Origin of the sequence: Streptomyces polygonati, from assembly GCF_042650325.1 — a bacterium.
GTDB lineage: Bacteria > Actinomycetota > Actinomycetes > Streptomycetales > Streptomycetaceae > Actinacidiphila > Actinacidiphila polygonati.
The window spans coordinates 478,235-505,138 of sequence record NZ_JBHSBB010000010.1; the positions used below are offsets into that span (position 1 = coordinate 478,235).

Sequence of the window (26,904 nt, forward strand, 5' to 3'; positions counted from 1 at the left end):
GGTTGCCGTCCCATGGCCGCGTGGGGAAGCACCGGACGGGAGCGGACCTCCGACGGGACGCCGAGTTCGCGGCGTTCACGGCGGGCGCGGGCGGACGCCTGCTGCATGTCGCCGTCCTGCTGACCGGCGAGCGGCGGGCCGCCGAACGGCTGCTGACCGCCACCCTCGCCCGGGTGTACGCCGACTGGTTCCGCGCCCGCGCGGACGACCCGTACGAGCGGGCCAGGAGCGAACTCGTGCGGCGGTTCGCCTACCGCCCCTGGTGGCGGCGCCCGAGCGGCGGCACCCTCGACCGGCTCACCGGCCAGGAACGCCTCGTGGTGACCTTACGGTTCTTCGAGGGCGTCGCCGAGGAACAGGCCGCGGCCCAACTGGGCCTGCCCGCCGAACGGGTGCGGACCATCGGGGCCCGGGCCACCGCGACCCTGCGCAGCCGGCGGGAGGACCCCGGAGGGCTGTACGGAGGACGGTTGTCGGACCGGGCCCGGCCCGGTGGGGGTCAGGGGCCGGCGGCGCGGCCCGCGCCCCGCTCGGTGGCCGAGGCCCGCGCGCAGGCCGCCGCAGTCCCGCGCCGGGCGGCGCCGCAGCCGGCCTACGGTGAGCCGTCGGAGGCGTCCGGGCCGCCCGCGCCGCCCGGGACGGCGGGCGAGGCGCGGGAGCGCCGCCCGGTCCACGAGGTGCTCCCGTGAGCGCCCCTCCCAACCGCCGCGAGGACGAGGTGCGGCGGCTGCTGGACAGCCCGCACCCGGCGGTCCCGGTGGACCTGGGCGCCCGCGCGGTGCTGCGCGGGCGCCGGATCCTGCGGCGGCGGCGGGCCGTGCACGCCGCGCTGTGGACGCTGCTGGCCGCGGCGGCGGTGGCCGGGATCGTGCTGGCCGTCATGTTCTGGCCGCACACCGACCCGGCCCGGGTGCCGTCGAACGGCACCTGGTGGTCGCCGATGGGTCAGTGACAAGGGCGGGGCGGGACCGTCGGCCGGTCCGGCCCGCGCCGGCTCAGCGCAGCGCCTGCTTGAGGTCGGCCAGCAGGTCGTCCACCGCCTCGATGCCGACCGAGAGCCGTACCAGATCGGCCGGCACCTCCAGCGCCGAACCGGCCACCGAGGCGTGCGTCATCCGGCCCGGGTGCTCGATCAGCGACTCGACACCGCCCAGCGACTCGCCGAGGGTGAACAGCCGCGCCCGGTCGCACACCGCGACCGCCGCCTCCTCGCCGCCCTCGACCTGGAAGGACACCATGCCGCCGAACGCCTTCATCTGCTTGGCGGCGACCTCATGCCCTGCGTGCTCAGGCAGTCCCGGGTAGTAGACCTGGGTGACCCTGGGGTGCGCGACGAGCATCCGGGCGATCCGGTCGGCGTTGGCGCAGTGCCGGTCCATCCGCACCGCGAGCGTCTTGATGCCGCGCGAGACCAGCCAGGCGTCAAACGGGCCGGCCACCGCGCCCATCGCGTTCTGGTGGTAGGCCAGCTCCTCGCCGAGCGCCTCGTCGGCGGTCACCAGCGCGCCGCCGACCACGTCGGAGTGGCCGCCCATGTACTTCGTGGTGGAGTGCACGACGACATCGGCGCCCAGCGCGAGCGGCTGCTGGAGGTAGGGGCTGGCGAAGGTGTTGTCGACCACCAGCCGCACACCGGCCTGCCGGGCCACGCCGGCCAGGGCGGTGATGTCGCTGATGCCGAGCAGCGGGTTGGACGGGGTCTCCACCCAGATCAGCTTGGTCTCGGGCCGCAGCGCGTCCCGTACCGCCTGCGGGTCGGAGGTGTCGGCGACCGACCAGTCCACACCCCAGCGCTCCACCACCTTGGCGAACAGCCGGAACGTACCGCCGTACGCGTCGTTCGGGATCACCACGTGGTCGCCGGGCGCCAGCATCGTACGCAGCAGGCAGTCCTCGGCGGCGAGCCCGGAGGCGAAGGCCAGCCCGCGCCGGCCGCCCTCCAGCGCGGCGAGGTTCCGCTCCAGGGCGGTCCTGGTGGGGTTGGCGGACCGGCTGTACTCATAGCCGCCGCGCAGGCCGCCCACACCGTCCTGCTTGTACGTGGACACCTGGTAGATCGGCGTCACCACGGACCCGGTCCCCGCGTCGGCCGGCTGACCGGCGTGAATCGCGAGGGTCTCGAAGTGCTCGCTGTCGTGGTGTCCGCTGTCCTGATCGCTCATGTGCCGAGCGTATCCGGAGCGCGCCGCCCGCCGTCGCCGCCGCCACCACCGGCCGCCCGGAAGGACCGCACAGACCTCTGGCCTAAGCTGCGCGCATGGTAGGCACCGTAGACACGGGCGGCACCGGAACGGCTGGTACCGCGCCCTCGGCATGGGCGCCGCTGAGGGCCAAGAGCTTCCGGATGCTCTGGATCGCACAGCTCAGTTCGAACGTCGGTACGTGGATGCAGACCGTCGGCGCCCAGTGGATGCTGGTGCACCAGCCGAACGCCACCACGCTGACCTCCGCGGTGCAGGCGGCCTCCTTGCTGCCGGTGCTGTTCCTGTCGCTGCCGGCGGGCGTGCTCGCCGACGTCCTGGACCGGCGGACCCTGCTGATCACCCTGTCCGGGGTGATGGCGGCGCTGTGCGGCGCGCTCAGCGCGCTGACGGCCGGCGGACTGACCACCCCGACCGTACTGATCGCGCTGACCTTCCTGGTCGGCTGCGGGCAGGCGCTGATGGGGCCGGGCTGGCAGGCGATCCAGCCGGAGCTGGTGCCGCGGGCGCAGATCCCGGCGGCGGCCGCGCTGGGCAGCCTCAATGTGAACCTCGCTCGCGCGGTCGGACCCGCGATCGCCGGCCTCGTCGTGGCCGCCACCGGCCCCGACGTGGTCTTCGGCGTCAACGCCGCTTCCTTCCTGGGCGTCATCGCCGCCCTCACGCTGTGGCGGCGGCCCCGACAGCGGGTGACGGCGCCGGAGCGGCTGCGGCCCGCGCTGGCCTCCGGCACCCGGTACGTACGCCACGCGCCCGGCGTGCGGCGGCTGCTGCTGCGCTCCGCGCTGTTCGTGGTCCCGGCGTCGGCGCTGTGGGGCCTGCTGCCGGTGGTCTCCTCGGCCCGGCTCGGCCTCGGTTCGAGCGGCTACGGGCTGATGCTCGGCGCCCTGGGGCTGGGCGCGATAGCCGGCGCCGTCACCATCAAGCGGGTGCGCACCCGGCTCGGCCGCAACACGCTGCTGGCGGTGAGCACGGTCGCCTTCGCCGTCGGTACGGCCGCCTGCGCGACGGTACGTGAGCCGGTCGTGGTCGCCGTCACCCTGGTCGTGGCCGGTGTCGGCTGGCTCTACGCGCTGTCCACGCTCAACCTCACCCTCCAGCTGGCCCTGCCCGGCTGGGTACGGGCCCGCGGGCTCGCGCTCTACCTGATGGTCTTCCTGGGCGGGCAGGGCGTGGGCACGCTGCTGTGGGGCGTCCTGGCGGGCGCGGCCGGCACCGCCACCACGCTGCTCGTCTCGACGGGGCTGCTGCTGGCCTCGGCGGCGACCCTGCTCACCTGGCCGCTGCACGCCCTGACCGGGACCCTGGACCGCGACATCGTCGCGCCCTGGCCGGACCCCGCCCTCGACCTGGAACCCGCCGCCGCGGACGGTCCCGTCCTGGTGGAGGTCACCTACCGCGTCGAGGAGTCGGCGGCGGGCGCCTTCCAGGAGGCCATGGCCTCGGTGGCGGCCTCGCGCCGCCGCACCGGGGCCACCGCCTGGTCCCTCTACCGTGACCCGGCCGGCGAGTCCTGGGTCGAGGTGTTCCAGGTCGCCTCCTGGGGCGAGCACCTGCGCCAGCACGGCGAACGCCTGACCGGCTACGACGCCGACCTGCTCGCCCGGGCCCGCACCCTGGCCGGGGCCGAACCCACCGTCCGCCATCTGATCCCGCCGGTCAGAACCGAGGCGTGAGCCGGGCGCGGGCGGGCGCGAACGCCGAAAGGGCGGCGGGACCTTGAGGTCCCGCCGCCCTTTCTCAGGTCGACCGGTGCTACCGGTGTGCCGTTACGGCCGGATCAGTACGCGGAGTTCACGTTGTCCATCGAGCCGTACCGGGCCGCCGCGTAGTTACAAGCGGCCGTGATGTTCGAGACCGGGTTGTAGATGTTCCACGAAGTCCCGTTCACGTGATACCGGTTGAAGGTCGGGTTGATCACCTGGAGCAGACCCTTGGACGGAATTCCGTTCCGGGCGTTGATGTCCCACAGGTTGATCGCGTTCGGGTTACCGCTCGACTCCCGGATGATGTTCCGGTGAATGCCGCTGTAGCTGCCGGGGATTCCCTTGGCATGCATGATGTCCAGCGACTGCCGGATCCAGCCGTCGAGGTTGTTGGGATAGGTCTTCACGGCCGGCTTCGCGGCCGGGGCCGGGGCCGCCTTCTTGGCGACGGCCGGTACGACGGCCTTGTGAGCGGCCGGGGCCGGAGCGGCCTTCCTGGCCGGAGCGTGTGCGGGCGCGGGCGCCTTCTTGGCCGCGGCCGCGGTGGCCGGGGTCGAGGCGGCCGGCGCCTGCTTGGCCGCCTGAGCCTTGTGGATGGCGCTCTGCGAAGCCATACCCGCCTGCGCGTCAATCGGCTTGACGTGCTGGCCGGTGGAGACGGAGAACCCTGTCGAAGGGCTCGCCGCGGTCGCCGATCCGGCTCCTGCGGTTGCTTCCAGTCCGGTGACTGACAGCACAAGAGCGGTAGCGGCGAGTGCGCCGGCTGTCGTCATCTTCTGCTTCTTCGACAGCCGATTGAACTTGGAGAACGTAGGGAGCTTGTTCGGGATCGTGGGGAGCTGCATTCGGGGATTACCTCTTCCGTTGGTCGGACTCGTGAATTCTTAGTTGTTTCGAATTCACCGGTCAACGACCCCCGCTACGATTGAGATTCGTAGCGGGGTGGAGAGGGGGCGCCGGGTGCGGCGCGCATCGCGCTGAGGAGTAGGGGCCCGGGATTACTAAGCAGCCCTGTATGTGATGTGCGTCCTATGGACGGAATCACAAGAGGGCGTCTTCCGCGTCGCTTTCCGTCACCTGGAAAACGCGGTATGTGGCTGCTTTCCGGTGTCCCGCCGGGGCCCTTTTCCGCCCCGGGCAGGTGGAACGCCCCGAAGGGGCGCGGGGAACTGCGCGAGCAACCACAACGAACCCGTACGCCCGAGCCGACCCGGATCCGCCGAACTCCTTGCGGTTGTCCACGGACATCCGCCCGTCCCGGGCTGGCCGCGCAGTTCCCCGCGCCCCTGCAGGACACCGCCCACCGCAAGCCCACCCCGCACCGAGGGCGCCCGGGACCGCCCCGCCAGGGGCGCGGGGAACTGCGCGATCAGCCCACCACCGGCCGGCGGTCCGAATACGGCGCCCGCCGTCCACCGCCCGGCTTCTTGACGAGGTCTGCGGTGCCCCCTACCGTGAAGCCGCTGAGAGCGCTCTCCGGCTGATCCCGGGCAGGCCGCGCCGCGCCGGAGCCGGGCGGGAAGAGCCCTCCGACCTGGTGCGATGCCTCCCTCGCCGGTCGTTCCCGGGCGCCGTGACCCGCGGCGCCCGACCCGCACCACCCTGGTTCAAGGGAGTGAGCGATGGAGCACCAAGGGAAGGCCCGGCACCACGGGAAGGCCCGGCGCGGCCTGCTGGCGTCGGTGATCGCGACGGCCGCCGCGCTGGCGGTCCTGCTGGCGCCGGGCGCCGCCCAGGCGGTCACCACCTGGCACACCGGCAGCGGCCGGCCCGCACTGGACGAGACCGGCGGCCGGCTCTACGTCGCCTGGGCCGGCACCAGCGGCACCGCCGCCGCGAAGGAGCTGGTCTTCGGCTACTCGACCGACAGCGGCGCCGGCATCGTGAAGCTGGACAGCACCGAGCGGGTGCCGCAGGGCGAGGGAGCCGCGATCGACGGCGACGGCACCGGGGTCTACGTGGCCTGGCCGGCCGGCGACAACGGCGACACCCTGACCGCCTTCTACTACAGCGGCACGGCGAAGACCTGCCGGACCGCGTTCACCGGGGTGGTCAGCCCGCACGCCCCCGCGCTGGCCAACGACACCGCCGGGAACCGCTACCTGGCCTGGACGGACCCGGCCGGCCACCTCACCATCGGGCGGCTGGACAGCAGCGCGTGCGCCACCACCCACACGCTGAGCCTGGTCGACCGGCACACCTTCGCCGACACCTCGCCGGCCGGTCCCGCCCTGATGTGGGACGACAGCGGCAGCAGCAACCTGGGCATCGTGGTCGCCTGGACCGGCGCCGACGCCGCGCACACCCTCGACGTGGCGAGCTACGACGGGGCCGGCGCCCTGACCCGGCGCTCGCAGGTGACCTCCCCGGTCGGCGCCACCCAGGGCCCCGGGCTGTCCGCCGCCGACGCCGACATCTACATCGGCTTCCGCGGCACCGACGGCGGATTCCACCTGGCCTACTCCGAGGGCTGCAACCCCACCTGCTTCAATGACGCCAGCAGCGGGAACCCGCAGGTGACAGCCGGTATCGGCATGTCCGGCGGCGCGCGTACGGCGCCCCGCTGGTCGTACTTCGACCCCGACGGGCACCTGGTCATCGGGCACTTCTGATCCGAGCGGACCAACGCCACCGGCCGCCCGGGCGGAGAGGCCCGGGCGGCCGGTGGCGGGTACTAGATGGAGCGGGGAGAGTGCGGGATCACCACTGGGTGGGGGCGGGCGGGACCACGACCGCCGGGCGGTCGTCGCAGGTGATGGTGTTGGGCAGCTCCCACGGCGCCAGCCACGGGCCGGTCGTGCCGCCCCCGGTGTTGCCGCCGAGGTCGGTGACGGCGAACTCGGAGCCGGCCGGGGTGAAGTTGAACGAGCCGCAGTTGTTGATGCCGACGGCACCGACATTGCGGGCGACCACGTTCTGGAAGGTGGCACCGCCGGCCACCCGGGCGCTGAGCACCGACGTACCGGTGCCGTCGACCTTGATGTCCTTGAAGTGGACGTTGGTGATGGAGTAGAGGTCCTTCACCGGGAAGTCGGAGACGAGCATGATCGCGTTGTAGGTGGAGTCGAGGAAGCTGTCCCCGGTCACCTGGATGTTCGCGTCGATGTTCTTCTCCAGCGCGTAGAACCAGATCGCGCCGAGCCCGATGTTCCAGTTCAGCTCGTACGTACCGGCCCGCACCGTGGTGTTGTCGGTGATGTCCAGGCTGCCGGTGAACGCCTCGGAGCCGAAGCGGGAGCCGACCTGGATGGCGCTGCCCTCGCGGATCGGGTCCGCTATGAGGTTGGCCGAGACAGTGTTGTCGGTGCCGCCGTAGACCGCGACGCCGTTGGCGAGCACGGGGGTCTGGACGGTGTTGTGGTCGATCGTGTCGCTCGCGTCCTCGGTCTTCTCCGACCACAGGGCGATGGCGTCGTCACCGGTGTTGCGGATGAAGTTGTTCGCGATGGTCGAGTGCGTCACGCCGGTGTGGAAGTTGATGCCGTCGGCGACCTGGTCGGCGATCTGGTTGTCGGTGATCTTCAGATTCGTCATCGGACCGTCGAACCACATGCCGACCTTGGTGTGCTGGATGTACAGGCCGTCGATGGTGGAGTTGCTCAGCGAGCCGCCGATGCCGTTGACCTGGTCGGTGTCGATCCGCTCGCGGACGTCGCCCTGGATCGCGAAACCGGACAGGTGGACATTGGAACTGCCGCCCGCCGACGCGTCCTTGCCGTAGAAGCCGACACCGGTGTGGACCGAGCCGTCGGCGGCCGGGGTGCTGAGGGTCACCTGGTGGCCCTTGATGATCGTGTACCAGTTGCCCGCGCCCTCGATCGTCACGTTGTCGACGATGATGTGGCGGTTGACCTGGTAGGTACCCGGCGGGATGTACACCTTGAGGTGGCTGCGCCGGGCGAACGCGATGGCCTGGTCGATGGCGTCGGCCGAGTCGCGGCGGCCGGTCGGGTCGGCCCCGAACAGCAGCACATTGGCGGCGAGCAGGTCCACCTTCGGCGGGGCGACCTGCTGCGAGTCGAGCAGGTCGATGGTGGTGGGCGCCGCGCCGGCCGGGGCGGTCAGCCGGATCTTGTCGCCCGCCTTGTACGTACGGCCGAGCAGCAGGCGCTGCTCGTCGTAGAAGTGGTTGGGGCGGTAGGGCTTGGCGAAGACCGGCGTCGGAGTGGTGTCCTGCGGCACGCAACCGCACTCGGTGACCCAGTAGTCGGGGTGCAGGATGTCGGCGTTGGGGTCGTTCGAGAACGGGTACAGGTTGTACAGCCAGGCGTACTGCGAGGTCAGCGCGATGGACTTCTTGTCGCCGCCGTTGACCGTGACATTGAGCGGCGAGGTGATGCCGCCGCCGGTCGCCGCGTCCGGAATGCTGTAGCGGACGGTGATCGCGTTGGTGGTGCTGGGCAGGGTGAATTCGACGTACTGCCCCGGCTGCAGGGTGACGGCGCTGCGGCCGGACGCCTCCGCCGGCAGGGTGTACGCGTCGCGCCCCGGGCCGATGACGGTACCGGTGGTCTTGGCGTGCTCCGCCTCCTGCTCGGCGAAGCCGACACTCGCGCCCTTGCCCGCGACGAGCGCCGGGTCGAGGGCGGCGCGCGTGACAGCCGGTTGCGCGGCGCTGGCGCCGGTGGCGCCATGACCGCCGGCACCGGCGAAAGCGGTGCCGCCGGCCAGCATGCTGAAGCCCGCCGCGGTCGCAGTCAGCGAGGCGACCACCATCGCGGCTCTTCGCCGGGGGCTGCCGGACCGATTCGCCGCAGCACCTGTGATGCTCCGTGACATCGAAAGCTCGTTTCTCTCGGGACTGACGCCATCAAGGGTGAGGTGACATTAGGGCCCGGCTGTCCCGTTCCACAAGATTGCTGCGAAATGATTTCGCAACTTTGGGCTCAAACTACGCCCGTACGTTTACTTCTTGCGTTGCAACGACGATTCGTTGCGACACTCCCGCATCACCCGCCCCGGGCGTACGCGGTCACGCTCCGGAACCGGAGCGGAAGCGCCAACGGTCCCGCCACCCTTGACGGGTGGCGGGACCGTTGGTCGTCGGCGGTCGGATGATCAGCCGTTCGGGAGGCGTCCCGCCTTGACGTCGGCGACGAACGCGGACCAACTCGACGCCACGAAGACGAGCGCCGGACCCTGCGGGTCCTTGGAGTCACGAACGGGAATCACGCCGGGGTAGCCGGCCGCGACCTCGACGCAGTCGCCCCCGTCGCTGTTGCTGTACGACGACTTGCGCCACTCAGCGGCGCTCAGGTCAAGTCCGGTGGTAGGCATGACGTGCGGTCCTCCATTGCTTGCCGGATGAGATCGAGCGACGCGCCCGGTGGCAGAGCGGCGTCCCTCAACAAATCGTAGGACAACTTCAGTTGTTCCACGTCCTCCGGTTCCTCGATCAGATCACCGGTCTTGCTGGACTCCAGGTAAGCGACGGTCTTGCCGCCGCGCAGCCAGAGCAGTGTCAGGGAACCGCCGAGAAGATGGTGCAGTCCGGCCTTGAACGGAACGATCTGGACGGAGATATTGGGCCGCTGAGCGTCTTCCACCAGCCGGTGGAGTTGCTCCAGCCAGGCTGCGGGGTCGCGTGTGGGCCTTCGGATCGCGGACTCGTCCAGCAGCGCTCGGAAGTGCTGAGGCTGCTCGCCGTAGAGCACGTCCTGCCTGCTGATGCGGGCCGCCACCTGCTCCTCCAGCCTTTCCTCGCCGAGCGGACGGGCCAGGCTGAGGACTTCCGTCGCGTACGCCTTCGTCTGCAACAGCCCTGGGATGGTGGAGACGCTGTACTGCTGACGCACCGTGGCCAGGGTCTCCAGGTCCATGAAGCGCCGGTATCGGCCGGGCACCACATCGGCCTTGGCGAGAAACCACAGATTCTCCAGGTGGTGCCCGGTCTCATACGCCCGGTCGAGGGCATTCATCGCGTTCGACGAACCGAGCTTCTCGCCCTTCTCCAGCTTGAGCAGGTACGAGCGGTCGTACGTCGTCTTCTCCGCCAACTCGGCCAGCGACCACCCCGCCGCCTCGCGCAACCGGGCCAATTCCTCGGCCAGAAGGCTCCGAGCGGACGGCCTGCCGCGTCCCACCATGTCCTCACCCCTTGCGAACAGCCAACGTTCTCGTAGTCCTTGTGAACTGGGCCACAGCTCACATCTGGCAACGGTAACGCTCAGAGTTGGATCCTGTGAGCAGTTCGATACCGACAGTTGCCTGAGAGGCCCAGCGGCATGACTGCACCCGCACCCCCGACCCCAGCCCCGACGGCGGTCCATCATTGGCCGAAGGACCCCGCATCCGTGAGCGCCGCCCGGCGTCACCTGCGCGGCGTCCTCGACCGCTGGAGCCTCGAAAACCTCGCCGAGGCAGCCGAGTTGGTCGTATCCGAGCTGGTCACGAATGCCGTCCAGCACGCCCGGTCCTCCGACCGGCTGATGGAGGTCCGCTACCAGCCGACGCCGGAGGGCGGCCTCAATATCGAGGTCCACGACGCCGACGACCAAGCCCCGGCCATGCGCGGAGCGACCGCGAAAGACGAGTCGGGCCGGGGCCTGCGCATCGTTGACGCACTGACGAACGGCCGTTGGGGAGTGCTCCCCCGCGAGCCTCGCGAGGGCCTCGGAGCCGTCGGAAAGCTCATCTGGGCTCACATCGGCCCGGACCCCTCATGAATCACCTGAGAGTGACCGCGCCGACGACACGACCCTGGACGATCACGGCCGAGTCCGGGCTCACCGCGAGCGGCTACCTGACCCGGGCGCCGGTAGGCGCCGCGCGCAGCGGCGGGGCGGCTACCGGCGGGCGAGAAGTCGAGGAGTAGCGGGGCGGATCAGTAGTTGGTCAGGCTGATCTGCTGTCCCTGGATCGTCCACTGCTGGTTGGCCGCGGTGCCGCAGTTGCCCAGGGACACGATGTACGCCTGCGGGTAGTTCGTGACCAGGCACAGATTCGAGTACTGGGTCAGGCGGATCGACTGACCGCTGACGGTCCACTGCTGGTTGGCCGCGGAGCCGCAGTTGCCCAGGGACACGATGTACGCCTGCGGATAATCGGTCACCACACACAGGCCGGGGTTCTGGGTGAGGTGGATCGACTGGCCACTGACGGTCCACTGCTGATTGGCCGCACCGGAGCTACAGGTGCCCAGGGTGACGAAATAAGCCTTCGGGTAGTTGGTGACCAGACAGAACTTGCCGACGGCCGGGACCACACCGGCAGGCGCGGGGGCTGCCACGGCGGCCGCCGGCAGTACGAGGGACGTCAGCGCGAGAAGCACGGGCAGGAGGAGCTTGCGGAATAAGTGAGCCACGAGGTGGAATCCTTCACGGTTGGCGGATCCGCATCAGCCGTGACGCAACTGCCCGTCCCGGCCAAGGGATCTGGGTGATTGGGGCCTTGAAAGGTTCCCCTCATCACTCACGTCATATGCGTCACACGCGATACATGCCTCCTGGCCCCGGGGGCATCACGAATGGGTCGGGGTCCAGAGGCAGAAGGGGTGGCCGGCCGGGTCGAGCAGGACGCGGGCATCGGGCTGGGGCTGGAAGTCGGCGAGGGTGGCGCCCAGGGAGAGGGCGTGGGCGACCGACGCGGGCAGGTCCGGCGTCTCGATGTCCAGGTGCATCATCATCTGCTGGACGCCGGGGGCGGCCGGCCAACTGGGCCGGACGAACGCGGCCTCGGCCTGAAAGGCCAGGCCCGGTCCGCCGCCCGGCGGGATGAGCTTGACCCAGTCCGGCTCGTCCATGGTCACCGCCCAGCCGAGCAGCCGCCGGTAGAAGCCGGCGAGCGCATGCGGATCGGGAGCGTCCAGGACGGTCCCGGTCATCGTCAGCGGCGGCGGCCCGGACGGAGCGGCGGCATCGGGCGCGGGTGCGGTCGTCATGCCCGCATGTCTACCCGCTGGTCCGGCCAACGCTCAGGGCCGCGCCGCCCGCCGGCCGTACCGGACAACCCTCGCCATCGGCTTCGCTCGATCGAGTGACGCGGCCCAGTCGAGCTGGCCAGGATCCTCCCGGAAAGGTTTAGCTTTCGCTAAACTCGACGGGTGGAAGGTTCTTGGCATGGCGGAGCAGTGGGAGGTTTATCTGACGAGCGAGGTGGATCAGTGGCTCCATGACTTGGAGAAGGTCGATCCCGCCTCGTATGTCTTGGTCAACCAAGCGATCTGGGTGCTGGTCTGCGATGGGCCCGCGGAAGGCAGGCCGCTTGTCGATCGAGTGCGCGGATCGAATCTCCACAACCTGAAGGAGCTACGACCTCCCTCGGCGGGACGGAGCGAGGTGAGGGTGCTGTTCATGTTCGACCCGTGGCGCGCGTCCATCCTGTTGGTGGCCGGCGACAAGGCGGGAGACTGGCGCGGCTGGTACGAGCGGGCGATTCCGCTGGCCGAGCGGCGGTACGCGGAGTACTTGGACGAGCGGGCGAAGGAGGCGGGGCAGTGACGCGGTTCTCCCGTTGGAGTGAGAGCGGGCACCATGAGCGGGCTGCGGAGTTGGCCGGCGGGGCCGAAGCGTTTGAGCAGGGCGTGCGGGAGCTGGTCGGTACGGCCCGGGCGTGGCGGCTGGTCGAAATGCGGAAGGAGCGCGGATTCACGCAGGCGGAGGTGGCCGCGGCAATGGGCATCAGCAAAGGGCGGGTGTCCCAGATCGAGAGCGGGCAGGTCTCGGGCAGTGAGGTGATCGCCCGCTATGTCGAAGCGCTGGGCGGCAGCCTTGTGATGGTCGCCGTGTTCGATGACGGCGAGTTGCGCAAGGTGGGTTGACGGACCATCGGTGCGGCGGGGGACGTCAGCCGACAGGCCCCGCGGCCCGCCGACGACGGGAGGTCGTCGGCGGGCCGCCGGGGGGCCGGGGGGGCCGGGGTGTCAGCGCGCGGCCAGCAGGTGGTTCATCGCCAGCTGGTCGAGGTGCTCGAAGGCCATGCCGCGGGCCGCGGCGGCCTCCGGGTCGAAGTCCTCGTAGGCCGTGCGGTCGGCGAGGAGGTCGGCGAGGGTCTCGCCTTCCGCGACGGTCGGGAGGGCCAGCTCGTCCAGGCGGGAGGCGCGCAGTGCCTCCTGGACCTGCGGGTCGGCGCGGAAGGCGGCGGCCCGCTCCTTGAGGATGAGGTAGTTGCGCATGCAGCCGGCCGCCGACGCCCAGACACCGTCGTAGTCCTCGGTACGCGGCGGCTTGAAGTCGAAGTGCCGCATGCCCTCGTAACCGGCCGTCTCCAGCAGGTCCACCAGCCAGAAGGCGGCCCGCAGGTCGCCGGCGCCGAAGCGGAGGTCCTGGTCGTACTTGATGCCGGTCTGGCCGTTGAGGTCGATGTGGAAGAGCTTGCCGTGCCACAGCGCCTGCGCGATGCCGTGCGGGAAGTTGAGCCCGGCCATCTGCTCGTGGCCGACCTCCGGGTTGACGCCGACGATGTCGGGCCGCTCCAGCGAGTTGATGAAGGCCAGCGCGTGGCCGACGGTCGGCAGCAGGATGTCGCCGCGCGGCTCGTTCGGCTTCGGCTCGATGGCGAAGCGCAGGTCGTAGCCCTGCTCGGTGACGTAATCGCCGAGCAGGTCGAAGGCCTCCTTCATGCGGTCCAGCGCGACCCGTACGTCCTTGGCGGCGCCGGACTCCGCGCCCTCGCGGCCGCCCCAGGCGACGTACACCTTGGCGCCCAGTTCCACGGCGAGGTCGATGTTGCGGATGGTCTTGCGCAGCGCGAAGCGGCGGACGTCGCGGTCGTTGGCCGTGAAGGCGCCGTCCTTGAAGACCGGGTGGGTGAAGAGGTTGGTGGTGGCCATCGGGACGACGAGTCCGGTGCTGTCCAGGGCCTGGCGGAAACGCTTGATCCGGGCGTCCCGGTCGGCGTCGGAGGAGCCGAAGGGGATCACGTCGTCGTCGTGGAAGGTGACCCCGTAAGCGCCCAGCTCGGCGAGGCGGGTGACGCTCTCGACCGGGTCGAGCGGGGCACGGGTGGCGTCACCGAACGGGTCGCGGCCCTGCCAGCCGACCGTCCACAGGCCGAAGGTGAACTTGTGCTCGGGGGCCGGGGTGTACGGGTTCCCGGAACCAGCGGGCGGGGGCGTGGCGGAAGTCATGGTGGTCGGCTCCTATTCGTCAGACTGTTGAACAAATTAGTATGCGAGGCCGATGATGGGAAGTGGGAACCCGGAGAAGTGCGCTGAGCGCGCGCGAAAGGACACGGATCACATGGCGTCGCAGGATCAGTCACACGGGCAGGTCGTGCTCGGCGTGGACAGCTCCACGCAGTCCACGAAGGTGCTCGCGGTCGATGTGGACAGCGGCGAGGTACTGGCGCGCGGGCAGGCACCGCACACGGTCAGCGGCGGCGCCGGGCGGGAGAGCGATCCGGAGCAGTGGTGGCAGGCGCTGATCGACGCGCTCGGGCAGCTGGGCGAGTACGCGGGGCGGGCCGAGGCCGTGTCGGTCGGCGGTCAGCAGCACGGCCTGGTCGTGCTCGACGCGGCCGGCCGGCCGCTGCGGCCGGCGCTGCTGTGGAACGACGTACGGTCCGCGCCGCAGGCCGACGCGCTGGTGGAGCGGTACGGCGCCGGGTGGTGGGCCGAACGCTTCGGCTCGGTGCCGGGGGCGAGCTTCACGGTGACCAAGTGGGAGTGGCTGCGGGCGCACGAGCCGGAGGTGGCGGCGGCCGCAGCGGGTGTACGGCTGCCGCACGACTTCCTGACCGAGCGGCTGAGCGGCGCCGCGGTCACCGATCGCGGGGACGCTTCGGGCACCGGGTGGTGGGCCTCGCAGACCGGGGAGTACGACGAGACGCTGCTCGGTGAGGTCGGGCTCGACCCGAAACTGCTGCCCGCCGTGCTGGGGCCGGGTCAGCGGGCCGGCACGGTACGGGAGCGGCTGCCGCTGCGGGCCGGGGCGCTGGTCGCGGCCGGCACCGGCGACAACGCGGCGGCGGCCCTCGGGCTCGGGCTCACCCCGGGCCGGGCGGTGCTCAGCCTGGGCACCTCGGGCACGGTGTACGCGATCGCGCGGCAGCGGCCGGTGGACCCTACGGGGACGGTGGCGGGTTTCGCGGCGGCCGACGGGGGCTGGCTGCCGCTGGCCTGCACGCTCAACTGCACGCAGGCGGTGGACAAGGTGGCCGCGCTGCTGGGGCGGGGCCGCGAGGAGGTGGAGCCGGGGGGCACGGTGGCCTTCCTGCCCTTCCTCGACGGCGAGCGGACGCCGAATCTTCCCTACGCGTCCGGTCTGCTGACCGGGCTGCGGCACGAGACGTCCGCCGGACAGGTCTTGCAGGGGGCGTACGACGGGGCGGTCTGGGCGCTGCTGCGGGCGCTGGACGAGGTGCTGGCGGTGGACGCCGCCGCGTCGCCGGAGCCTTTGCTGCTGATCGGGGGCGGGGCGCGGGGGGCCGCCTGGCGGGAGACGGTCCTGCGGCTGTCCGGGCGCCCGGTCCAGGTCCCCGCCGCCGAGGAGCTCGTCGCCCTCGGGGCGGCGGTCCAGGCGGCGGCCCTCCTCACCGCGGAGGAGCCTTCGGCGATAGCCCATCGCTGGGCGACTTCCCGGGGGCCGCTCTACGATCCCGTCCCCCGCGATGACGCGGCGCTGGCTCGGCTGGCGGCGGCCCTGCCCCTGGCGGGTGCGTGAACGCCGGCCGGGGGCAACCCGGTTTTCCCACCCGCAACCACCCGTGCGGATTCGATCTCGGCGATCGGCTCAACCAGCGGGGGTCCGGCGCCATCGGCGACTGCCGGTCCGTGGGTGGAGAGCGGGCCCGGACAACGCCCACCCGGCGGCCCGGCGGAGCCACTGCCGGCGAACCGCTCAACCGGCGCGGGACCGGCGCCATCGGCGGCTGCCGGTCCGTGGGTGGAGAGCGGGCCCGGACCACGCCCACCCGGCGGCCCGGCGGAGCCACTGCCGGCGAACCGCTCAACCGGCGCGGGTCCGGCGCCATCGGCGGCTGCCGGTCCGTGGGTGGAGAGCGGGCCCGGACCGCGGCGGGCCGGCGGATCCGGGCGGGGCTGGACGCTGCATCGGTGGGGGTCCGGCGCCGTCGGCGTCCCGCTGGCCGGGGCTCGCGGGGCGCGTCCGGGGGGTGTGGGTGACCGCCGGGGGGATGGGGCGGCGCCGATAGGGAACGCGCGCTGTTCGGGCCGCACATACTGAGGGGCCGAGGGAAGGGAGGAGCCCCGTGGGGAGAGCAACTGGCGCACAGGCGGGGCTGCGGCGGCGGAACATGGGGCTGGTGATGCGGGCGCTGGCCGCCGGGGAGAAGGTGACCCGGGCGGGGGTGGCCGCGGAGGTGGGGCTGACCCGGGCCACCGTGTCGACGCTGGTCGACGAGCTGCTGGCGGCCGGGCTGCTGGAGGAGCGCGGGGCGCAGCGGCCGGGGACGGTGGGGCGGCCCGGGACCGCGCTCGGGCTGTCCGCGACCGGTCCCGCCGGGGTGGGCGCCGAGATCGGGGTCGATCATCTGGCCGCCTGCGTGGTGGACCTGCGCGGGACCGTCCGGTGCCGCACCGAGGCCCCGGCGGCGAACCGTGACCGCCCGGCCCCCGCCGTACTCGCCGAACTCGCCGAGCTGACCGCCCGCGTCACCAAGGAGGCCCAGGAGGCCGGCCTGCGCCCGGTCGGCACCACCGTGGCCGTCCCCGGTCTGGTGGGCCGCGACCGCGGCACCGTCCTGCGCGCCCCCAACCTCGGCTGGGAGGACGTCCCGGTCGCCGCCGCCCTCGGCGCGAACACCGTCGTGGAGAACGAGGCCAATCTCGGCGCCCTCGCCGAACTCTGGCTCGGCGGCCACGACCGGCTCGCCGACTTCGTCCATGTCTCCGCCGAGATCGGCATCGGCGCCGCCCTGGTGGTGGAGGGCCGCCTCTTCCGGGGGGCCCGCGGCTTCGCCGGTGAGCTGGGCCATGTCCCGGTACGGCCGGACGGACCGCTGTGTTCGTGCGGCGCGCACGGCTGCCTGGAGACCTACGCCGGGGAGGAGGCGCTGCTGCGGTCCGCCGGGGTCGCCACCGCGCGGGGCCCGGCCGCGCTGCGGAAAGCCGCCCGCGAGGGCGACCCCGCGGCGCTGCGCGCCCTGGAGGAGGCCGGCGCCGCCCTCGGGATCGCGCTCAGCGGCGCGGTGAACCTGCTGGACCCGCAGGCGGTCGTGGTCGGCGGACCGCTCGCCGACCTGGCGCCCTGGCTGCTGCCCGGCGTACGCCGCGAGCTGGCGGCCCGCGTCACCGACCGGCAGTGGCGCCCCGAGGACCTCGTCACCTCACGCCTGGGCCGTGACGGCGTCCTGCGGGGAGCCGCCTACAGCTCCGTACGCACCGTCCTGGACGACCCCGCGAGCTGGATCAACGGCTCCGCCGTCACCCCCGGGGGCCTGGAGGGATAGGTCCTGGCCGAGGTGGGCCCGGGCGTACTTGCCGAAGGCCGCGACCAGCCGGTTGCGGTCGTCCGCGCGGGTCGCCAGCACCACGTGGCTGGGCTCGACGCCGAGCAGCGGGATCGTGGTGAGGTCCGGGCGCAGGCTGGTGGCGCGCATGCAGGCGCCGACGATGGCCACCGCCTCCCCGGCGGCGATGAGTTCGAGCTTGTCCTCGACGGCGTCGACGAACGGACCGTCGGGCGCCCGGCTTCCGTCGGGCCGGGGATCGATCAGCCAGAAGGCGTTCCAGGCGGGGTCGGCCAGCCGGGGCATCGGCTCGTCGGCGATGTCGTCGAGGGTGACGGACTCCTTGCCGGCCAGGCGGTGGTCGAGGGGCACCACCAGCATCCGGGGTTCGTCGTGGAGCAGCGTCACCCGCAACTGGTCGGTGGCCAGCGGCAGCCGGGTCACCGCCGCGTCCACCCGGCGCTCCAGCAGGGCGGCCCGGGATTCGTTCCAGCGCAGGTGCAGGGTGTGCACCTCGGCGTCCGGATGCCGCCGGCGCAGCTCACGCACCGCCGAGGTGACGATGATGCCGGTGGTGTAGCCGATGGTGATCCGGCGGGGCCGGGCGGCGGCGCGGGTGGCGGCCGTGGCCTGGGCGGCGGAGCGCAGCAGCGCCCTGGCGGACGGCAGGAACACCTCGCCCGCCTCGGTGAGCCGGCTGCCGTGCGGGGTGCGGTCCAGCAGGCGGGCGCCCAGCTGCTCTTCGAGGCGGCGGACCTGGCGGCTCAGCGAGGGCTGGGTGATGTGCAGGGCCTCGGCCGCGCGGCCGAAGTGCCCCTGCTCGGCGACGACCGTGAAGTACCGGACCAGCCGCAGATCGAGGTCCGGCGCGGGTGATGAGTCGGTCATGCCTGGAGTCTACTTCCGGCGGGTCCGGGAGTCCGCCGCCGAAGCCGCTCCGACCCGGGGCTGACCTGGGGTCATGCCCGCATCGTATTGCGCCGTGCGAAACAGGCTTTGGACGTGGGCCGCCCGCGGCCCGGACGCTGGAGCCACCGGTCCGGTCGCCCGCCCCCGCCGGTCCGCACCGGTCCACGCGGTACGGGCGCCGGACCCCGCTGTTCACCGAAGGAGCGCACTGTGCGTGTTTTTGTTACCGGCGCGACCGGCTACGTCGGTTCCGCCGTCGTCCGCGAACTCATCGACGCCGGGCATCAGGTCGTCGGCCTCGCCCGCTCGGAGCGGGCCGCCGCGTCCCTGACCGCCGCCGGCGCCGAGGCGCACCGCGGCGACCTCGCGGACCTGGCCGGCCTCCGCGCGGGCGCCGCCGCCGCGGACGGCGTCATCCATACGGCGTTCCAGAACATCGGTCCCGACACGGATTTCGCCGCCTCGTGCCGGGCCGAGGACCGCGCCGTCGAGGCGCTCGGCGAGGCCCTCGCGGGATCCGGCCGGCCGTTCGTCATGACCTCCGGCACGGGACTCGTCACCGCCGGCCCCCTGGCGACCGAGGAGGACGCGGCCGATCCCGCGTCGCCCGTCGGCCTGCGGGCCGGCGCGGAGGAGACGGCGCTGTCCTTCGCCGCCCGCGGCGTCCGGGTATCGGTGGTACGGCTCTCGCCCTCCGTGCACAGCGACGGCGACCGGCACGGATTCGTCCCGTCGCTGATCGGTATCGCCCGGGCCACCGGGATATCCGCCTACGCGGGCGACGGGTCCAACCGCTGGCCCGCCGTGCACCGGCTCGACGCCGCGCGCCTGTACCGGCTGGCCGTGGAGGCGGCGCCCGCCGGAGCGCGGCTGCACGCGGTCGGCGAGGAGGGTGTGCCGCTGCGCGAGATCGCCGGCGCGATCGGGCGTCAGCTGGAGCTGCCGGTCGTCGGTGTGAGCGGTCAGCAGGCGACCGACCACTTCGGCTGGCTGGCCGGCTTCGTGTCGCTCGACAATCCGTCGTCGAGCGCGCTGACCCGGAAGCTGCTGGGGTGGCGTCCGGTGGGGCCCGGGCTCGTCGCGGACCTCGACGCGGGGCACTACTCCGAGGTCGAGTAGCGGCGGGCCGGGGAGCTGGAACACGCGGGCGGCCGCTCCGGACGGAGCGGCCGCCCGCTCAGCGGCGGACGGTGGTCAGCTCAGGGCCGAACCGGCGACCCACTGCGACCAGTTCATGTTCCAGCCGTTGAGGCCGTTGTCCGGCTGGATGGTCTTGTCGGTGGAGTTCTTCATGATCACCACGTCGCCGATCATGGAGTGGTTGTAGAACCACGCGGCCGGTGTGTTCGGGTCCTTGCCGCCCTTGGTGTCGCTCAGGCCGATGCAGCCGTGGCTGGTGTTGACCGTGCCGAAGGCGGACTTGGGCGCCCAGTAGTTGCCGTGGATGAAAGTGCCGGAGGTGCTCAGCCGCATGGCGTGCGGGACGTCGGGGATGTCGTACTCGCCCTTGCCGTCGCTGTTGGTGAAGCCGACCGAGGCCCCGTCCATCCGGGTGGTCTGGTCCTTCTCCGAGATGACCATCTGACCGTCGTAGGTGGTGTGCTGGGGGGCGCCCGCCGAGATCGGGATCGTCTTGATGACCTTGCCGTCGCGGACCACGGTCATCATGTGGGTGGCGGCGTCGACCGTGGAGACCTGGGAGCGGCCCACGTCGAAGCCGACCGTCTTGTGCTGGACGCCGAAGACGTTCGGCGCGCCCTCCACACCGTCGAGGTTCAAGGTGAGGGTGACATGCGAGCCGGCCAGCCAGTACTGCTGGGGGCGCAGGTCGAGCCGGGTGGAGCTGAACCAGTGGCCGACGACCCGCTGGCCGCTGCTGGACCGTACGGTGATGCCCTGCTGCACGGCGGCGCGGTCGCCACGGGCGATGGCCTTGTCGAAGTTGATCGAGACCGGCATGCCGACGCCGACGGTCGAGCCGTCCTCGGGCGTGAAGTAGCCGATGAAGCTGCCCGCGGCGGAGATGGTGGCGAAGGTGGAGTTCGCGGCGGCGACACGGCCCTGGGTGTCGGTGGCGACGGCGGATATCAGGTACTGGGTGCCGCGGGCCAGCTGCCCGTCGGGCGTCCAGCGGGTGCCGTCGGCGGATATCGTGCCGGCCACCCGCTGGCCGCCGGCCTTCGACGTCATGGTGACGGAGGTCAGCGTGCCGTCCGCCACGGTCACCTTGGTGGCGCCGGTGATGCCCGCGCCCGTGCTGCCGCTCTGCGGCGAGAAGGTGATCTTCGCGGCCGAGGCGTTCGCGGCGGCGCTGGCGTCGGCCTGGGCGGTGGCGTTCGCGCTGCTGGCCGGGCTCCCCGTGGGGGTGCCGGGGGCGGAGGAGGACGCGGTGGCGGACGGGGACGGCGCCGAGGACGCCGAGGACGCGGCCGGTGCGGGGGACGGGGAGGACGCGGAGGGCGCCGCCGGTGACGAGGACGCGGAGGCCACCGGGGAGCTGGCGGGCGCCTTGTCCGCGTGGCTGCCGATGCCGCCCGCGCAGGCGGTCAGCGCAAGCGAGCCCCCCAGCAGCACCGCGGCCGCCGCGAGGGTGCGTCGGCGGGTGTACGGGGACCGGTGACCGGACCTCTGGGCAGGGGTTTTCTCGGGGTTGGGCGTCGTCACGCGTCTCTCCGATGGTGGGGGGCTCGGGAGGCCTGGCTCATGCGTCTTCTTCGTCTTGACGTTCCCCTTCATGAAAACAGGCGAGGGTGGTGGTCCGGACCCTTCTGCCAGGAATTGTGGCCTTTCCCACGCGGCGGAAGGTTCCCGGCCCAGCCAGCGGGCATACGATCTGCGTAATTCCGTTCATACAGACCGTGATCACCGGGAGACCGGCTTCACACGCGTGGCGCCGAGTCACTAGCATCGGCCCCCACGGTCAAGTCGCCACTCAAACCTGGGGGATACGTTGACCTCGCCCCGCCCTTATGTCGCAGCCGCCGCCGCTTCCGTGCTGGCCGCGCTGTATTTCGTGCCCTCGGCGACCGCGAGCCCGGTGCATCCCGCGCCCGCGCACTCCACGACGAGCCGGACGGCCACCGCCACCGGCGGCTCCGCCCCCGAACTGGGCGGGCTGGCGGACACCGGCGCGGTGGACACCAAGCCGTACGTCATCGGGGGCGCGGCGTTCCTGGTGGCCGGAGCGGGGCTGGTGCTGAACGCCGGGCGCCGCGCCCGCGCCGAGGCGGTCTGACCCGCTGCCCGGTCCGGAGCGCCCGGCGCCGGCCGGCGCCCGCACCGGGCTCCGTGCTGCCCTCGGTCAGGCCAGCGGTCCGGTGACCGACTCGGCGGCGCGGGCCAGCGAACCGTCCCGGACGAAGGCGTAGGCCGCCTCCAGGTCGGGTGACAGGAAGCGGTCCGGGCCCGGGCCCTGGATTCCGGCCTCCCGTACGGCCGCCAGCACCGCCTGCGAGGCGGGCGCCGGCCGCAGCCCGGCCGTCGTGGCCCTGATCTCCAGCGCGCGGGTGGCCGCGTACAGCTCCACCGCGATGATCCGGGCCAGGTTGTCGACCGCGGTACGCAGCTTGCGCGCCGCCGACCAGCCCATGGATACGTGGTCCTCCTGCATCGCCGAGGACGGGATGGAGTCGACGGAGGCGGGGACGGCCAGCCGCTTCAGCTCGCTGACCAGGGCGGCCTGGGTGTACTGCGCGATCATCAGACCGGAGTCCAGCCCGGGGTCGTCGGCCAGGAAGGGCGGCAGGCCGTGCGAGCGGTTCTTGTCCAGCAGCCGGTCGGTGCGGCGCTCGGCGATGGAGCCGAGGTCGGCGGCGGCGATGGCGAGGAAGTCCAGGACGTAGGCGACGGGGGCGCCGTGAAAGTTGCCGTTCGACTCCACCCGCCCGTCCTCCAGGACCACCGGATTGTCGACGGCGGAGGCGAGTTCGCGGTCGGCCACCAGGCGGGCGTGGGCCAGGGTGTCGCGGCCGGCGCCGGCCACCTGGGGGGCGCAGCGGATCGAGTACGCGTCCTGTACGCGCGGGGCGTCGTCCTGATGATGGCCGGTCAGCCCGGAACCGGCGAGCACCCGGCGCATGTTCTCGGCGCTGGCGGCCTGCCCGGGGTGCGGGCGGATGGCGTGCAGGTCGGCGGCGAGCACCCGGTCGGTGCCGAGCAGCGCTTCCAGGGTGAGGGCCGCGGTGATGTCGGCGGCGGTGAACAGGCGGGTCAGGTCGGCGCAGGCCAGCAGCAGCATGCCGAGCATGCCGTCGGTGCCGTTGATGAGGGCCAGGCCCTCCTTCTCGCGCAGCACGACCGGGATGATCCGGTGCGCTTCGAGCAGCTCGGCGGCCGGGCGGACCGTACCGTCGGGGCCTTCCGCCTCGCCCTCGCCCATCAGGACCTGGGCGCAGTGCGCGAGGGGGGCGAGGTCGCCGGAGCAGCCGAGGGAGCCGTACTCGTGCACGACCGGGGTGATTCCGGCGTTGAGCAGCGCGGCCATCGTCTCGGCGACCACCGGCCGCACGCCGGTGTGCCCGGACGCGAGCGTCTTCAGCCGCAGGAACATCAGCGCCCGCACCACCTCGCGCTCCACCCGCGGCCCCATCCCGGCGGCGTGCGACCGCACCAGGCTGCGCTGCAGCTGCGCCCGCAGGTCCGGCGTGATGTGGCGCACGGCCAGCGCACCGAACCCGGTGCTCACCCCGTACACCGGCTCCGGCTTCGCGGCCAGCGCCTCGATCACGGCCCTCGCCTTCGCGATCCCGCGCAGTGCGGCTTCCCCGAGCACGATCTGCGCGTCCCCGCGCGCCACCGCCAGCACATCCTCCGCCGAGGTCCCGTCGGCGCCCAGCACCACGTTCTGCATATCCATATTCACGCACCCTAAGCAGTGAATCCCGAGCTGTCACCCCGCCCCCGGACCGGCCCCCGCCTCCCCCCTCCGCGGCCGGGACGCGGGGTGTTTCCCACCCGCAGCCACCCGTGCGAGTGCGATGCCGGGTGCGGGCCTCCTCGCGGGGGTACGCCACCGCCGGCGGCGCCCGGTCCGTGCTCCACCCCAGCAACCCACCCAACCTGCGCCCCCAGCCCCGCACGGCTTCCCCCCGGCCGACAGCACCACCGCCAGCAACCCTCCCCCACCCGACAACCCACCCACACGACCGGCAGCCGGACGGCCCGCCCCCAGCAAGTCCGCCCACCCACAGGCCACCGGACCACCGGAGGGCCACCCCCACGAACCGCCCGCCGCCGACGGCGGCGCACCCCCACGAGGGGACCCGCACCCGACAACCCACCCGCACGGGTGGCTGCGGGTGGGAAAAGGCGGAGGAGGAAGCGGGGGCCGCCCCCGCGTCCCGGCGGCGGCCGGGCGGCGCCGGGAGGCGGGGGCTAGCCGCGCGCTTCCGGGGGGCGGCGGCCGCGCAAGGTGCGGCGTTCCGGGGTGGGAGGGCCCGGAGGGGGCGCGTCGGCGAGTTGGACGACGGGGTCGCCGGGGCCCTCGCGGCCGGCGACGACCGGGTGAGCCGCGCGCAGCGCCTTCGCCCGGTACTGGGCCGCGTCCGCCAAGCGGAAGAGGCGGCGGGCGGAGCGGACCGGGCCGATCGCGTCGCCGGTGGAGGCGACGCCGACGGCGACCCCCTCGCCCACGCCCAGTTCGTGCGCCCGGCGGCACAGCTCCTCCGCCACCAGCTCCACCTCCGCCGCCGGCTGCCCGACCGCGACGATGCAGAACTCGTCGCCGCCCAGCCGGGCCGCCAGGCTCCCCGGCAGGGTCGCGCCGCACAGCGAGAGCAGGGAGCCGAACCGTTCCAGCAGGCGGTCCCCCACCGCGTGCCCGAGCAGGTCGTTGACCCGCTTCAGTCCGTTGAGGTCGCAGACGACCAGGCTGACCACCGCCCCCTCCAGCCGGTGCCGTTCCAGCGCCTCGTCCAGCCGTACGTCCACCGCCCGCCGGTTGCCGAGCCCGGTCAGCGGGTCGGTGAAGGCCAGCCGCCGTACCTCCGCCAGCCGCTGGGTCTGGGCGATCCCGGCCGCGATCAGGGCCGCCAGCACACTGGCGAAGTCCGCGTCGGTGCGGCCGAAGGCGGTCTCACCGATCGCCCGGGCCACGTACAGCTCTCCCCACGCCCGCCCGTGCACGACGATCGGCGCGACCACGCAGCTGCCCCGCCCGCGCCGCCGCAGCGCGGCCGTGCGGCCCCAGCTGTGGCCGCCGGACGACGGCTCCGCGCTGTCCGCGGCCTCCACCCACGCGTGGGGTTCGCCGCCCCCGGCCCATGTCCCGTGCAGATACTCGGCGATCTCCGGGAAGTCGTGCACGGAGTACGACTCGTCGGTCGGTTCGGCCGCCTCACCGGCCGCGAGGTGGCCGTCGTTGACCAGGACCCGCAGCCGGCCGGCCTCCCGCTCCCAGGCGGAGATCGCCGCGAAGGACCCGCCCATCGCCAGCCGCGCCCGCCGCGCGCCGGCCCGTACCGCGGCCTGCGGTGTCTGCTCGGTGGCCAGGGCCTGAGCGAGTTCGACGACCGCCCGCAGCCGTACGTCCGCCGCCGTCCCGTCAACCATCCCCCCAGGCTAGGGAGATTTGCCCCGGCGCGACCGCTGGCCCGGCGATCGCTGGGCCGAACGAGCGGAGCGCCCCCGGCTACTCCCCGGGCCAGTCCGGGCGGCGCTTCTCGTTGAACGCGGCCACACCCTCCACCCGGTCCCCGGAGAAGGCGACCGTGCGCCAGGCCGCGTCCTCCACCTCCAGGCCGGTCCGCAGGTCCAGGCCGTGGCCCAGGCGCAGCGCGCGCTTGGCCGCGCGCAGGCCGACCGGGGAGTTGGCCGCGATGACGGCGGCCAGCGCCAGGGCGGTGTCGCGCGCGCCCTCCCCCTCGGGGGCGAGCCGGTCGATCAGGCCGAGCGCCGCCGCCTCGGCGGCGGCCAGCCGGCGGGCGGTGAAGACGAGATCCGCGGCGCGGGCCGCGCCGACCCTGCGGGGCAGCAGCTGCGTACCGCCGCCGCCCGGGATGACCCCGACGGACACCTCGGGCAGGCCCAGCACCGTCGTGCCGTCGCCGACGATCAGGTCGCAGCTCAGCGCCAGCTCGAAGCCGCCGCCGAGGGCGTAGCCGTGCACCGCGGCCACCGCCGGCATCGGCAGTTCCAGCACTCCGGTGTACGCGGCCCGGGCGAGGGGGCGCTGGCGGCCCAGTTCGGCGTCGCTGAGCGCGTTGCGCTCCTTGAGGTCGGCGCCGACGCAGAACGCCCGGTCGTTGGACGAGGTCAGCACGGTCACGCTCACCGTCCGGTCCCGGCCCAGCGCCTCGCACGCCCCCGCGATGGCCTCGGCCATCGGCGTGGACACCGCGTTCATGGCCGCGGGCCGGTCCAGCACCAGCTCGGCCACCCGCTCGCCGTGCCGCCGCACCCGTACGAACTCCCCGTACCGCTGCTCCTCAGCCACCACGCCGTCCTTCCGCCGCCGGTCCATGCCCCCGAACGGGACACATCCTGCCAGCGGGGCAGCGCGGCCGGGGGCGCCGGTCAGTGCGCGCGGCGGGTGAGCAGCCAGGGCTCCACCACGCCGAGGCCGCGGACCGGGCGGCGCCACATCGGCTGGAGCGCGAAGCGGTACTTCTCGGCGGAGCCGGCGTCCACATCGGCCTCCGAGACCGGGGCGTCGCCCGCCGCGCCGAGGGCCTCGGCGAAGTCGCCGTCGACGAGGACGGCGTCGCGGGGAGCTATCGAGGTGAGCCGGGAGGCGAGATTGACGGTGGTGCCGAAGACATCGCCCATCCTCGTGGTGACCGTGCCGAAGGCCATCCCGACCCGGAGCGCCGGCATGGACTCGTCGCCGGTCATCGTCTCGATCAGCCGCATGCCGATCTCGGCCGCCGTGCCGGGGTCGTCGGCGACGAAGAGCACCTCGTCGCCGAGCGTCTTGATCAGCCGGCCGCCGTAGGCGGCCACCTGATCGGCCGCGGTGGTCTCGAAGGCCTCCACCAGCTCGCCGAGCTCCTCCTCCTCCAGTCGCCGGGTGAGCCGGGTGAAGCCCACCAGATCGGCGAAGCCGACCGCGAGCCGGCGGTCCACCGCCTCCTCGTCGTCGGACTGGACGACCCTGCTGGTGGCCGCCGCGACCTGGCGCCGCCAGACGTAGATCAGGAACTCCTCCAGCTCCGGCAGCAGCAGTTCCACCAGCGGATACGCCACCTCGGCGCGGGTCATGCCCGGCTCGGGCGGCTCGGTGAGGCCTTCGAGGAAGGAGTCGGTCTGCCAGTCGGCGAGCCGGGCGGTGGTCTGGCCGGTGGACCGGGCCACCTGGATCGCCATCGACTCGCTGAGCAGGCCCGCCTCGACGAGTCCGGCCAGCCGGCGCAGCGCCAGCACATCGGCCTCGGTGAGCGCCCTGGCCTGGCCGATGTCGGCGAAGCCCATCGCCCGCCAGAAGCGGGACGCCAGGTCCATCGAGACACCGGCCGTGCGGGCCGCCTGGAAGGGCGTGTAGCGGCGGGGCGCGCCCAGGATCAGCTGCTCCAGCCGCAGGGCGAGCGGATGCTCACCGGTGTCCGGATATTCACCCGATTCGGGGTCCTGGTCGGGGTCCGCGCCGTCCCCGGGGTCGACGAAGCCCATCGCGGGCAACGGGACCCCGCGATCGCCGCGCACCGCGTCCGGTCCAGCACCCGGATGCGGTGAGTACGGCTCGTCCGGCGAGGCGCTGTCGTTGTCCACGATCTACCGCCCGGCCCCGAAAGAATCCCTGCGCACAG

The 26,904-nt window shown here is 72.8% G+C and carries 24 protein-coding genes and 1 pseudogene; 11 read left to right on the forward strand and 14 right to left on the reverse strand.

Features of this window, described 5'->3' with window-relative positions; translation table 11 throughout:
* Positions 1-20: 20 nt before the first annotated feature.
* Entirely contained in the window at positions 21-689 is a 669-nt protein-coding gene (locus ACFO3J_RS14790) for a sigma factor-like helix-turn-helix DNA-binding protein (RefSeq protein ID WP_386429846.1), read from the forward strand.
* Positions 686-952 carry a hypothetical protein gene (locus ACFO3J_RS14795; protein WP_386429847.1) on the forward strand — a complete coding sequence of 89 codons (267 nt, stop codon included), beginning with the start codon at positions 686-688 and terminating at the stop codon, positions 950-952. Before ACFO3J_RS14790 ends, ACFO3J_RS14795 begins: the two co-directional genes overlap by 4 nt.
* Before the next feature lie 43 nt (positions 953-995).
* Here the strand turns inward: ACFO3J_RS14795 and ACFO3J_RS14800 are convergent, their stop codons facing one another.
* The gene (locus tag ACFO3J_RS14800) at positions 996-2,162 is read right to left on the reverse strand and encodes a cystathionine gamma-synthase (protein ID WP_386429848.1); all 1,167 of its coding nucleotides are present in this window, start codon (positions 2,160-2,162) and stop codon (positions 996-998) included.
* Positions 2,163-2,257: 95 nt separating this feature from the next.
* Between ACFO3J_RS14800 and ACFO3J_RS14805 the strand changes: the two genes are divergently transcribed.
* Complete coding sequence (locus tag ACFO3J_RS14805) at positions 2,258-3,877, forward strand: MFS transporter (protein WP_386429849.1); 1,620 nt, start codon at positions 2,258-2,260, stop codon at positions 3,875-3,877.
* A gap of 104 nt (positions 3,878-3,981) precedes the next feature.
* On the opposite strand, the gene ACFO3J_RS14810 is transcribed toward ACFO3J_RS14805, so the two are convergent.
* A complete protein-coding gene (locus ACFO3J_RS14810; RefSeq protein WP_386429850.1) occupies positions 3,982-4,752 on the reverse strand; it encodes a transglycosylase SLT domain-containing protein in 771 nt (256 codons plus the stop codon).
* A 777-nt stretch (positions 4,753-5,529) separates the two neighbouring features.
* Here ACFO3J_RS14810 and ACFO3J_RS14815 point away from each other — a divergent pair.
* Complete coding sequence (locus ACFO3J_RS14815; protein WP_386429851.1) at positions 5,530-6,519, forward strand: hypothetical protein; 990 nt, start codon at positions 5,530-5,532, stop codon at positions 6,517-6,519.
* 88 nt (positions 6,520-6,607) lie between these two features.
* Here ACFO3J_RS14815 and ACFO3J_RS14820 read toward each other — a convergent pair whose 3' ends face one another.
* From ACFO3J_RS14820 to ACFO3J_RS14830, 3 genes are all read right to left on the reverse strand, one after another.
* On the reverse strand, positions 6,608-8,686 hold the full coding sequence (locus ACFO3J_RS14820) for a glycosyl hydrolase family 28-related protein (RefSeq protein ID WP_386429852.1): 2,079 nt from the start codon (positions 8,684-8,686) through the stop codon (positions 6,608-6,610).
* A gap of 279 nt (positions 8,687-8,965) precedes the next feature.
* Entirely contained in the window at positions 8,966-9,184 is a 219-nt protein-coding gene (locus ACFO3J_RS14825; RefSeq protein WP_386429853.1) for a DUF397 domain-containing protein, read from the reverse strand.
* Positions 9,160-9,993 carry a helix-turn-helix domain-containing protein gene (locus ACFO3J_RS14830; protein ID WP_386429854.1) on the reverse strand — a complete coding sequence of 278 codons (834 nt, stop codon included), beginning with the start codon at positions 9,991-9,993 and terminating at the stop codon, positions 9,160-9,162. The genes ACFO3J_RS14825 and ACFO3J_RS14830 overlap by 25 nt, the downstream gene beginning before the upstream one ends.
* Before the next feature lie 138 nt (positions 9,994-10,131).
* On the opposite strand from ACFO3J_RS14830, the gene ACFO3J_RS14835 reads away from it, so the two are divergent.
* A complete protein-coding gene (locus tag ACFO3J_RS14835) occupies positions 10,132-10,572 on the forward strand; it encodes an ATP-binding protein (protein WP_386429855.1) in 441 nt (146 codons plus the stop codon).
* A 158-nt stretch (positions 10,573-10,730) separates the two neighbouring features.
* Here ACFO3J_RS14835 and ACFO3J_RS14840 read toward each other — a convergent pair whose 3' ends face one another.
* Positions 10,731-11,210 carry an RICIN domain-containing protein gene (locus ACFO3J_RS14840; protein ID WP_386429856.1) on the reverse strand — a complete coding sequence of 160 codons (480 nt, stop codon included), beginning with the start codon at positions 11,208-11,210 and terminating at the stop codon, positions 10,731-10,733.
* A 156-nt stretch (positions 11,211-11,366) separates the two neighbouring features.
* Positions 11,367-11,786 (reverse strand): VOC family protein, encoded by a 420-nt coding sequence (locus ACFO3J_RS14845; protein WP_386429857.1) that lies wholly within the window; start codon positions 11,784-11,786, stop codon positions 11,367-11,369.
* A gap of 178 nt (positions 11,787-11,964) precedes the next feature.
* Here ACFO3J_RS14845 and ACFO3J_RS14850 point away from each other — a divergent pair, with 178 nt between their 5' ends.
* Entirely contained in the window at positions 11,965-12,345 is a 381-nt protein-coding gene (locus tag ACFO3J_RS14850) for a type II toxin-antitoxin system RelE/ParE family toxin (RefSeq protein WP_386429858.1), read from the forward strand.
* On the forward strand, positions 12,342-12,665 hold the full coding sequence (locus tag ACFO3J_RS14855) for a helix-turn-helix domain-containing protein (protein WP_386429859.1): 324 nt from the start codon (positions 12,342-12,344) through the stop codon (positions 12,663-12,665). The genes ACFO3J_RS14850 and ACFO3J_RS14855 overlap by 4 nt, the downstream gene beginning before the upstream one ends.
* A 102-nt stretch (positions 12,666-12,767) precedes the next feature.
* Here the strand turns inward: ACFO3J_RS14855 and xylA are convergent, their stop codons facing one another.
* On the reverse strand, positions 12,768-13,973 hold the full coding sequence (xylA, locus tag ACFO3J_RS14860; protein ID WP_386429860.1) for a xylose isomerase: 1,206 nt from the start codon (positions 13,971-13,973) through the stop codon (positions 12,768-12,770).
* A 112-nt stretch (positions 13,974-14,085) separates the two neighbouring features.
* Between xylA and xylB the strand changes: the two genes are divergently transcribed.
* Together xylB and ACFO3J_RS14870 are read left to right on the forward strand one after the other, a co-directional pair.
* Positions 14,086-15,507: a xylulokinase gene (gene xylB / locus ACFO3J_RS14865; RefSeq protein ID WP_386429861.1), complete on the forward strand. Its 1,422-nt coding sequence runs from the start codon at positions 14,086-14,088 to the stop codon at positions 15,505-15,507.
* A gap of 604 nt (positions 15,508-16,111) precedes the next feature.
* Positions 16,112-17,254 carry an ROK family protein gene (locus tag ACFO3J_RS14870; RefSeq protein ID WP_386430216.1) on the forward strand — a complete coding sequence of 381 codons (1,143 nt, stop codon included), beginning with the start codon at positions 16,112-16,114 and terminating at the stop codon, positions 17,252-17,254.
* Between the two features lie 9 nt (positions 17,255-17,263).
* On the opposite strand, the pseudogene ACFO3J_RS14875 reads toward ACFO3J_RS14870, so the two are convergent.
* Positions 17,264-18,142 (reverse strand): annotated as a pseudogene (locus tag ACFO3J_RS14875) (LysR family transcriptional regulator); the annotation flags it as partial.
* A gap of 231 nt (positions 18,143-18,373) precedes the next feature.
* Between ACFO3J_RS14875 and ACFO3J_RS14880 the strand changes: the two are divergent.
* Positions 18,374-19,282: an SDR family oxidoreductase gene (locus ACFO3J_RS14880; RefSeq protein ID WP_386429862.1), complete on the forward strand. Its 909-nt coding sequence runs from the start codon at positions 18,374-18,376 to the stop codon at positions 19,280-19,282.
* Positions 19,283-19,357: 75 nt separating this feature from the next.
* On the opposite strand, the gene ACFO3J_RS14885 is transcribed toward ACFO3J_RS14880, so the two are convergent.
* The gene (locus ACFO3J_RS14885) at positions 19,358-20,737 is read right to left on the reverse strand and encodes a L,D-transpeptidase (protein ID WP_386430217.1); all 1,380 of its coding nucleotides are present in this window, start codon (positions 20,735-20,737) and stop codon (positions 19,358-19,360) included.
* A gap of 376 nt (positions 20,738-21,113) precedes the next feature.
* Between ACFO3J_RS14885 and ACFO3J_RS14890 the strand changes: the two genes are divergently transcribed.
* The gene (locus ACFO3J_RS14890; protein ID WP_386429863.1) at positions 21,114-21,398 is read left to right on the forward strand and encodes a hypothetical protein; all 285 of its coding nucleotides are present in this window, start codon (positions 21,114-21,116) and stop codon (positions 21,396-21,398) included.
* Positions 21,399-21,464: 66 nt separating this feature from the next.
* On the opposite strand, the gene hutH is transcribed toward ACFO3J_RS14890, so the two are convergent.
* From hutH to ACFO3J_RS14910, 4 genes are all read right to left on the reverse strand, one after another.
* A complete protein-coding gene (gene hutH / locus ACFO3J_RS14895) occupies positions 21,465-23,018 on the reverse strand; it encodes a histidine ammonia-lyase (RefSeq protein ID WP_386429864.1) in 1,554 nt (517 codons plus the stop codon).
* 518 nt (positions 23,019-23,536) lie between these two features.
* A complete protein-coding gene (locus ACFO3J_RS14900) occupies positions 23,537-24,712 on the reverse strand; it encodes a GGDEF domain-containing protein (protein ID WP_386429865.1) in 1,176 nt (391 codons plus the stop codon).
* 79 nt (positions 24,713-24,791) lie between these two features.
* Positions 24,792-25,595, reverse strand: a complete 804-nt coding sequence (locus ACFO3J_RS14905; RefSeq protein WP_386429866.1) for an enoyl-CoA hydratase/isomerase family protein — start codon at positions 25,593-25,595, stop codon at positions 24,792-24,794.
* An 80-nt stretch (positions 25,596-25,675) separates the two neighbouring features.
* A complete protein-coding gene (locus ACFO3J_RS14910; protein WP_386430218.1) occupies positions 25,676-26,767 on the reverse strand; it encodes an adenylate/guanylate cyclase domain-containing protein in 1,092 nt (363 codons plus the stop codon).
* Positions 26,768-26,904 lie beyond the last annotated feature (137 nt).

What these genes read in the sequence shown, in the direction of transcription:
- ACFO3J_RS14800 (WP_386429848.1), bottom strand. Translation starts at nt 2,162, where the DNA reads ATGAGCGATCAGGACAGCGGACACCACGACAGCGAGCACTTCGAGACC.
- ACFO3J_RS14805 (WP_386429849.1), top strand. Translation starts at nt 2,258, where the DNA reads ATGGTAGGCACCGTAGACACGGGCGGCACCGGAACGGCTGGTACCGCG.
- ACFO3J_RS14810 (WP_386429850.1), bottom strand. Translation starts at nt 4,752, where the DNA reads ATGCAGCTCCCCACGATCCCGAACAAGCTCCCTACGTTCTCCAAGTTC.
- ACFO3J_RS14815 (WP_386429851.1), top strand. Translation starts at nt 5,530, where the DNA reads ATGGAGCACCAAGGGAAGGCCCGGCACCACGGGAAGGCCCGGCGCGGC.
- ACFO3J_RS14820 (WP_386429852.1), bottom strand. Translation starts at nt 8,686, where the DNA reads ATGTCACGGAGCATCACAGGTGCTGCGGCGAATCGGTCCGGCAGCCCC.
- ACFO3J_RS14825 (WP_386429853.1), bottom strand. Translation starts at nt 9,184, where the DNA reads ATGCCTACCACCGGACTTGACCTGAGCGCCGCTGAGTGGCGCAAGTCG.
- ACFO3J_RS14830 (WP_386429854.1), bottom strand. Translation starts at nt 9,993, where the DNA reads ATGGTGGGACGCGGCAGGCCGTCCGCTCGGAGCCTTCTGGCCGAGGAA.
- ACFO3J_RS14835 (WP_386429855.1), top strand. Translation starts at nt 10,132, where the DNA reads ATGACTGCACCCGCACCCCCGACCCCAGCCCCGACGGCGGTCCATCAT.
- ACFO3J_RS14845 (WP_386429857.1), bottom strand. Translation starts at nt 11,786, where the DNA reads ATGACGACCGCACCCGCGCCCGATGCCGCCGCTCCGTCCGGGCCGCCG.
- ACFO3J_RS14850 (WP_386429858.1), top strand. Translation starts at nt 11,965, where the DNA reads ATGGCGGAGCAGTGGGAGGTTTATCTGACGAGCGAGGTGGATCAGTGG.
- xylA (WP_386429860.1), bottom strand. Translation starts at nt 13,973, where the DNA reads ATGACTTCCGCCACGCCCCCGCCCGCTGGTTCCGGGAACCCGTACACC.
- xylB (WP_386429861.1), top strand. Translation starts at nt 14,086, where the DNA reads ATGGCGTCGCAGGATCAGTCACACGGGCAGGTCGTGCTCGGCGTGGAC.
- ACFO3J_RS14870 (WP_386430216.1), top strand. Translation starts at nt 16,112, where the DNA reads ATGCGGGCGCTGGCCGCCGGGGAGAAGGTGACCCGGGCGGGGGTGGCC.
- hutH (WP_386429864.1), bottom strand. Translation starts at nt 23,018, where the DNA reads ATGGATATGCAGAACGTGGTGCTGGGCGCCGACGGGACCTCGGCGGAG.
- ACFO3J_RS14900 (WP_386429865.1), bottom strand. Translation starts at nt 24,712, where the DNA reads ATGGTTGACGGGACGGCGGCGGACGTACGGCTGCGGGCGGTCGTCGAA.
- ACFO3J_RS14910 (WP_386430218.1), bottom strand. Translation starts at nt 26,767, where the DNA reads ATGGGCTTCGTCGACCCCGGGGACGGCGCGGACCCCGACCAGGACCCC.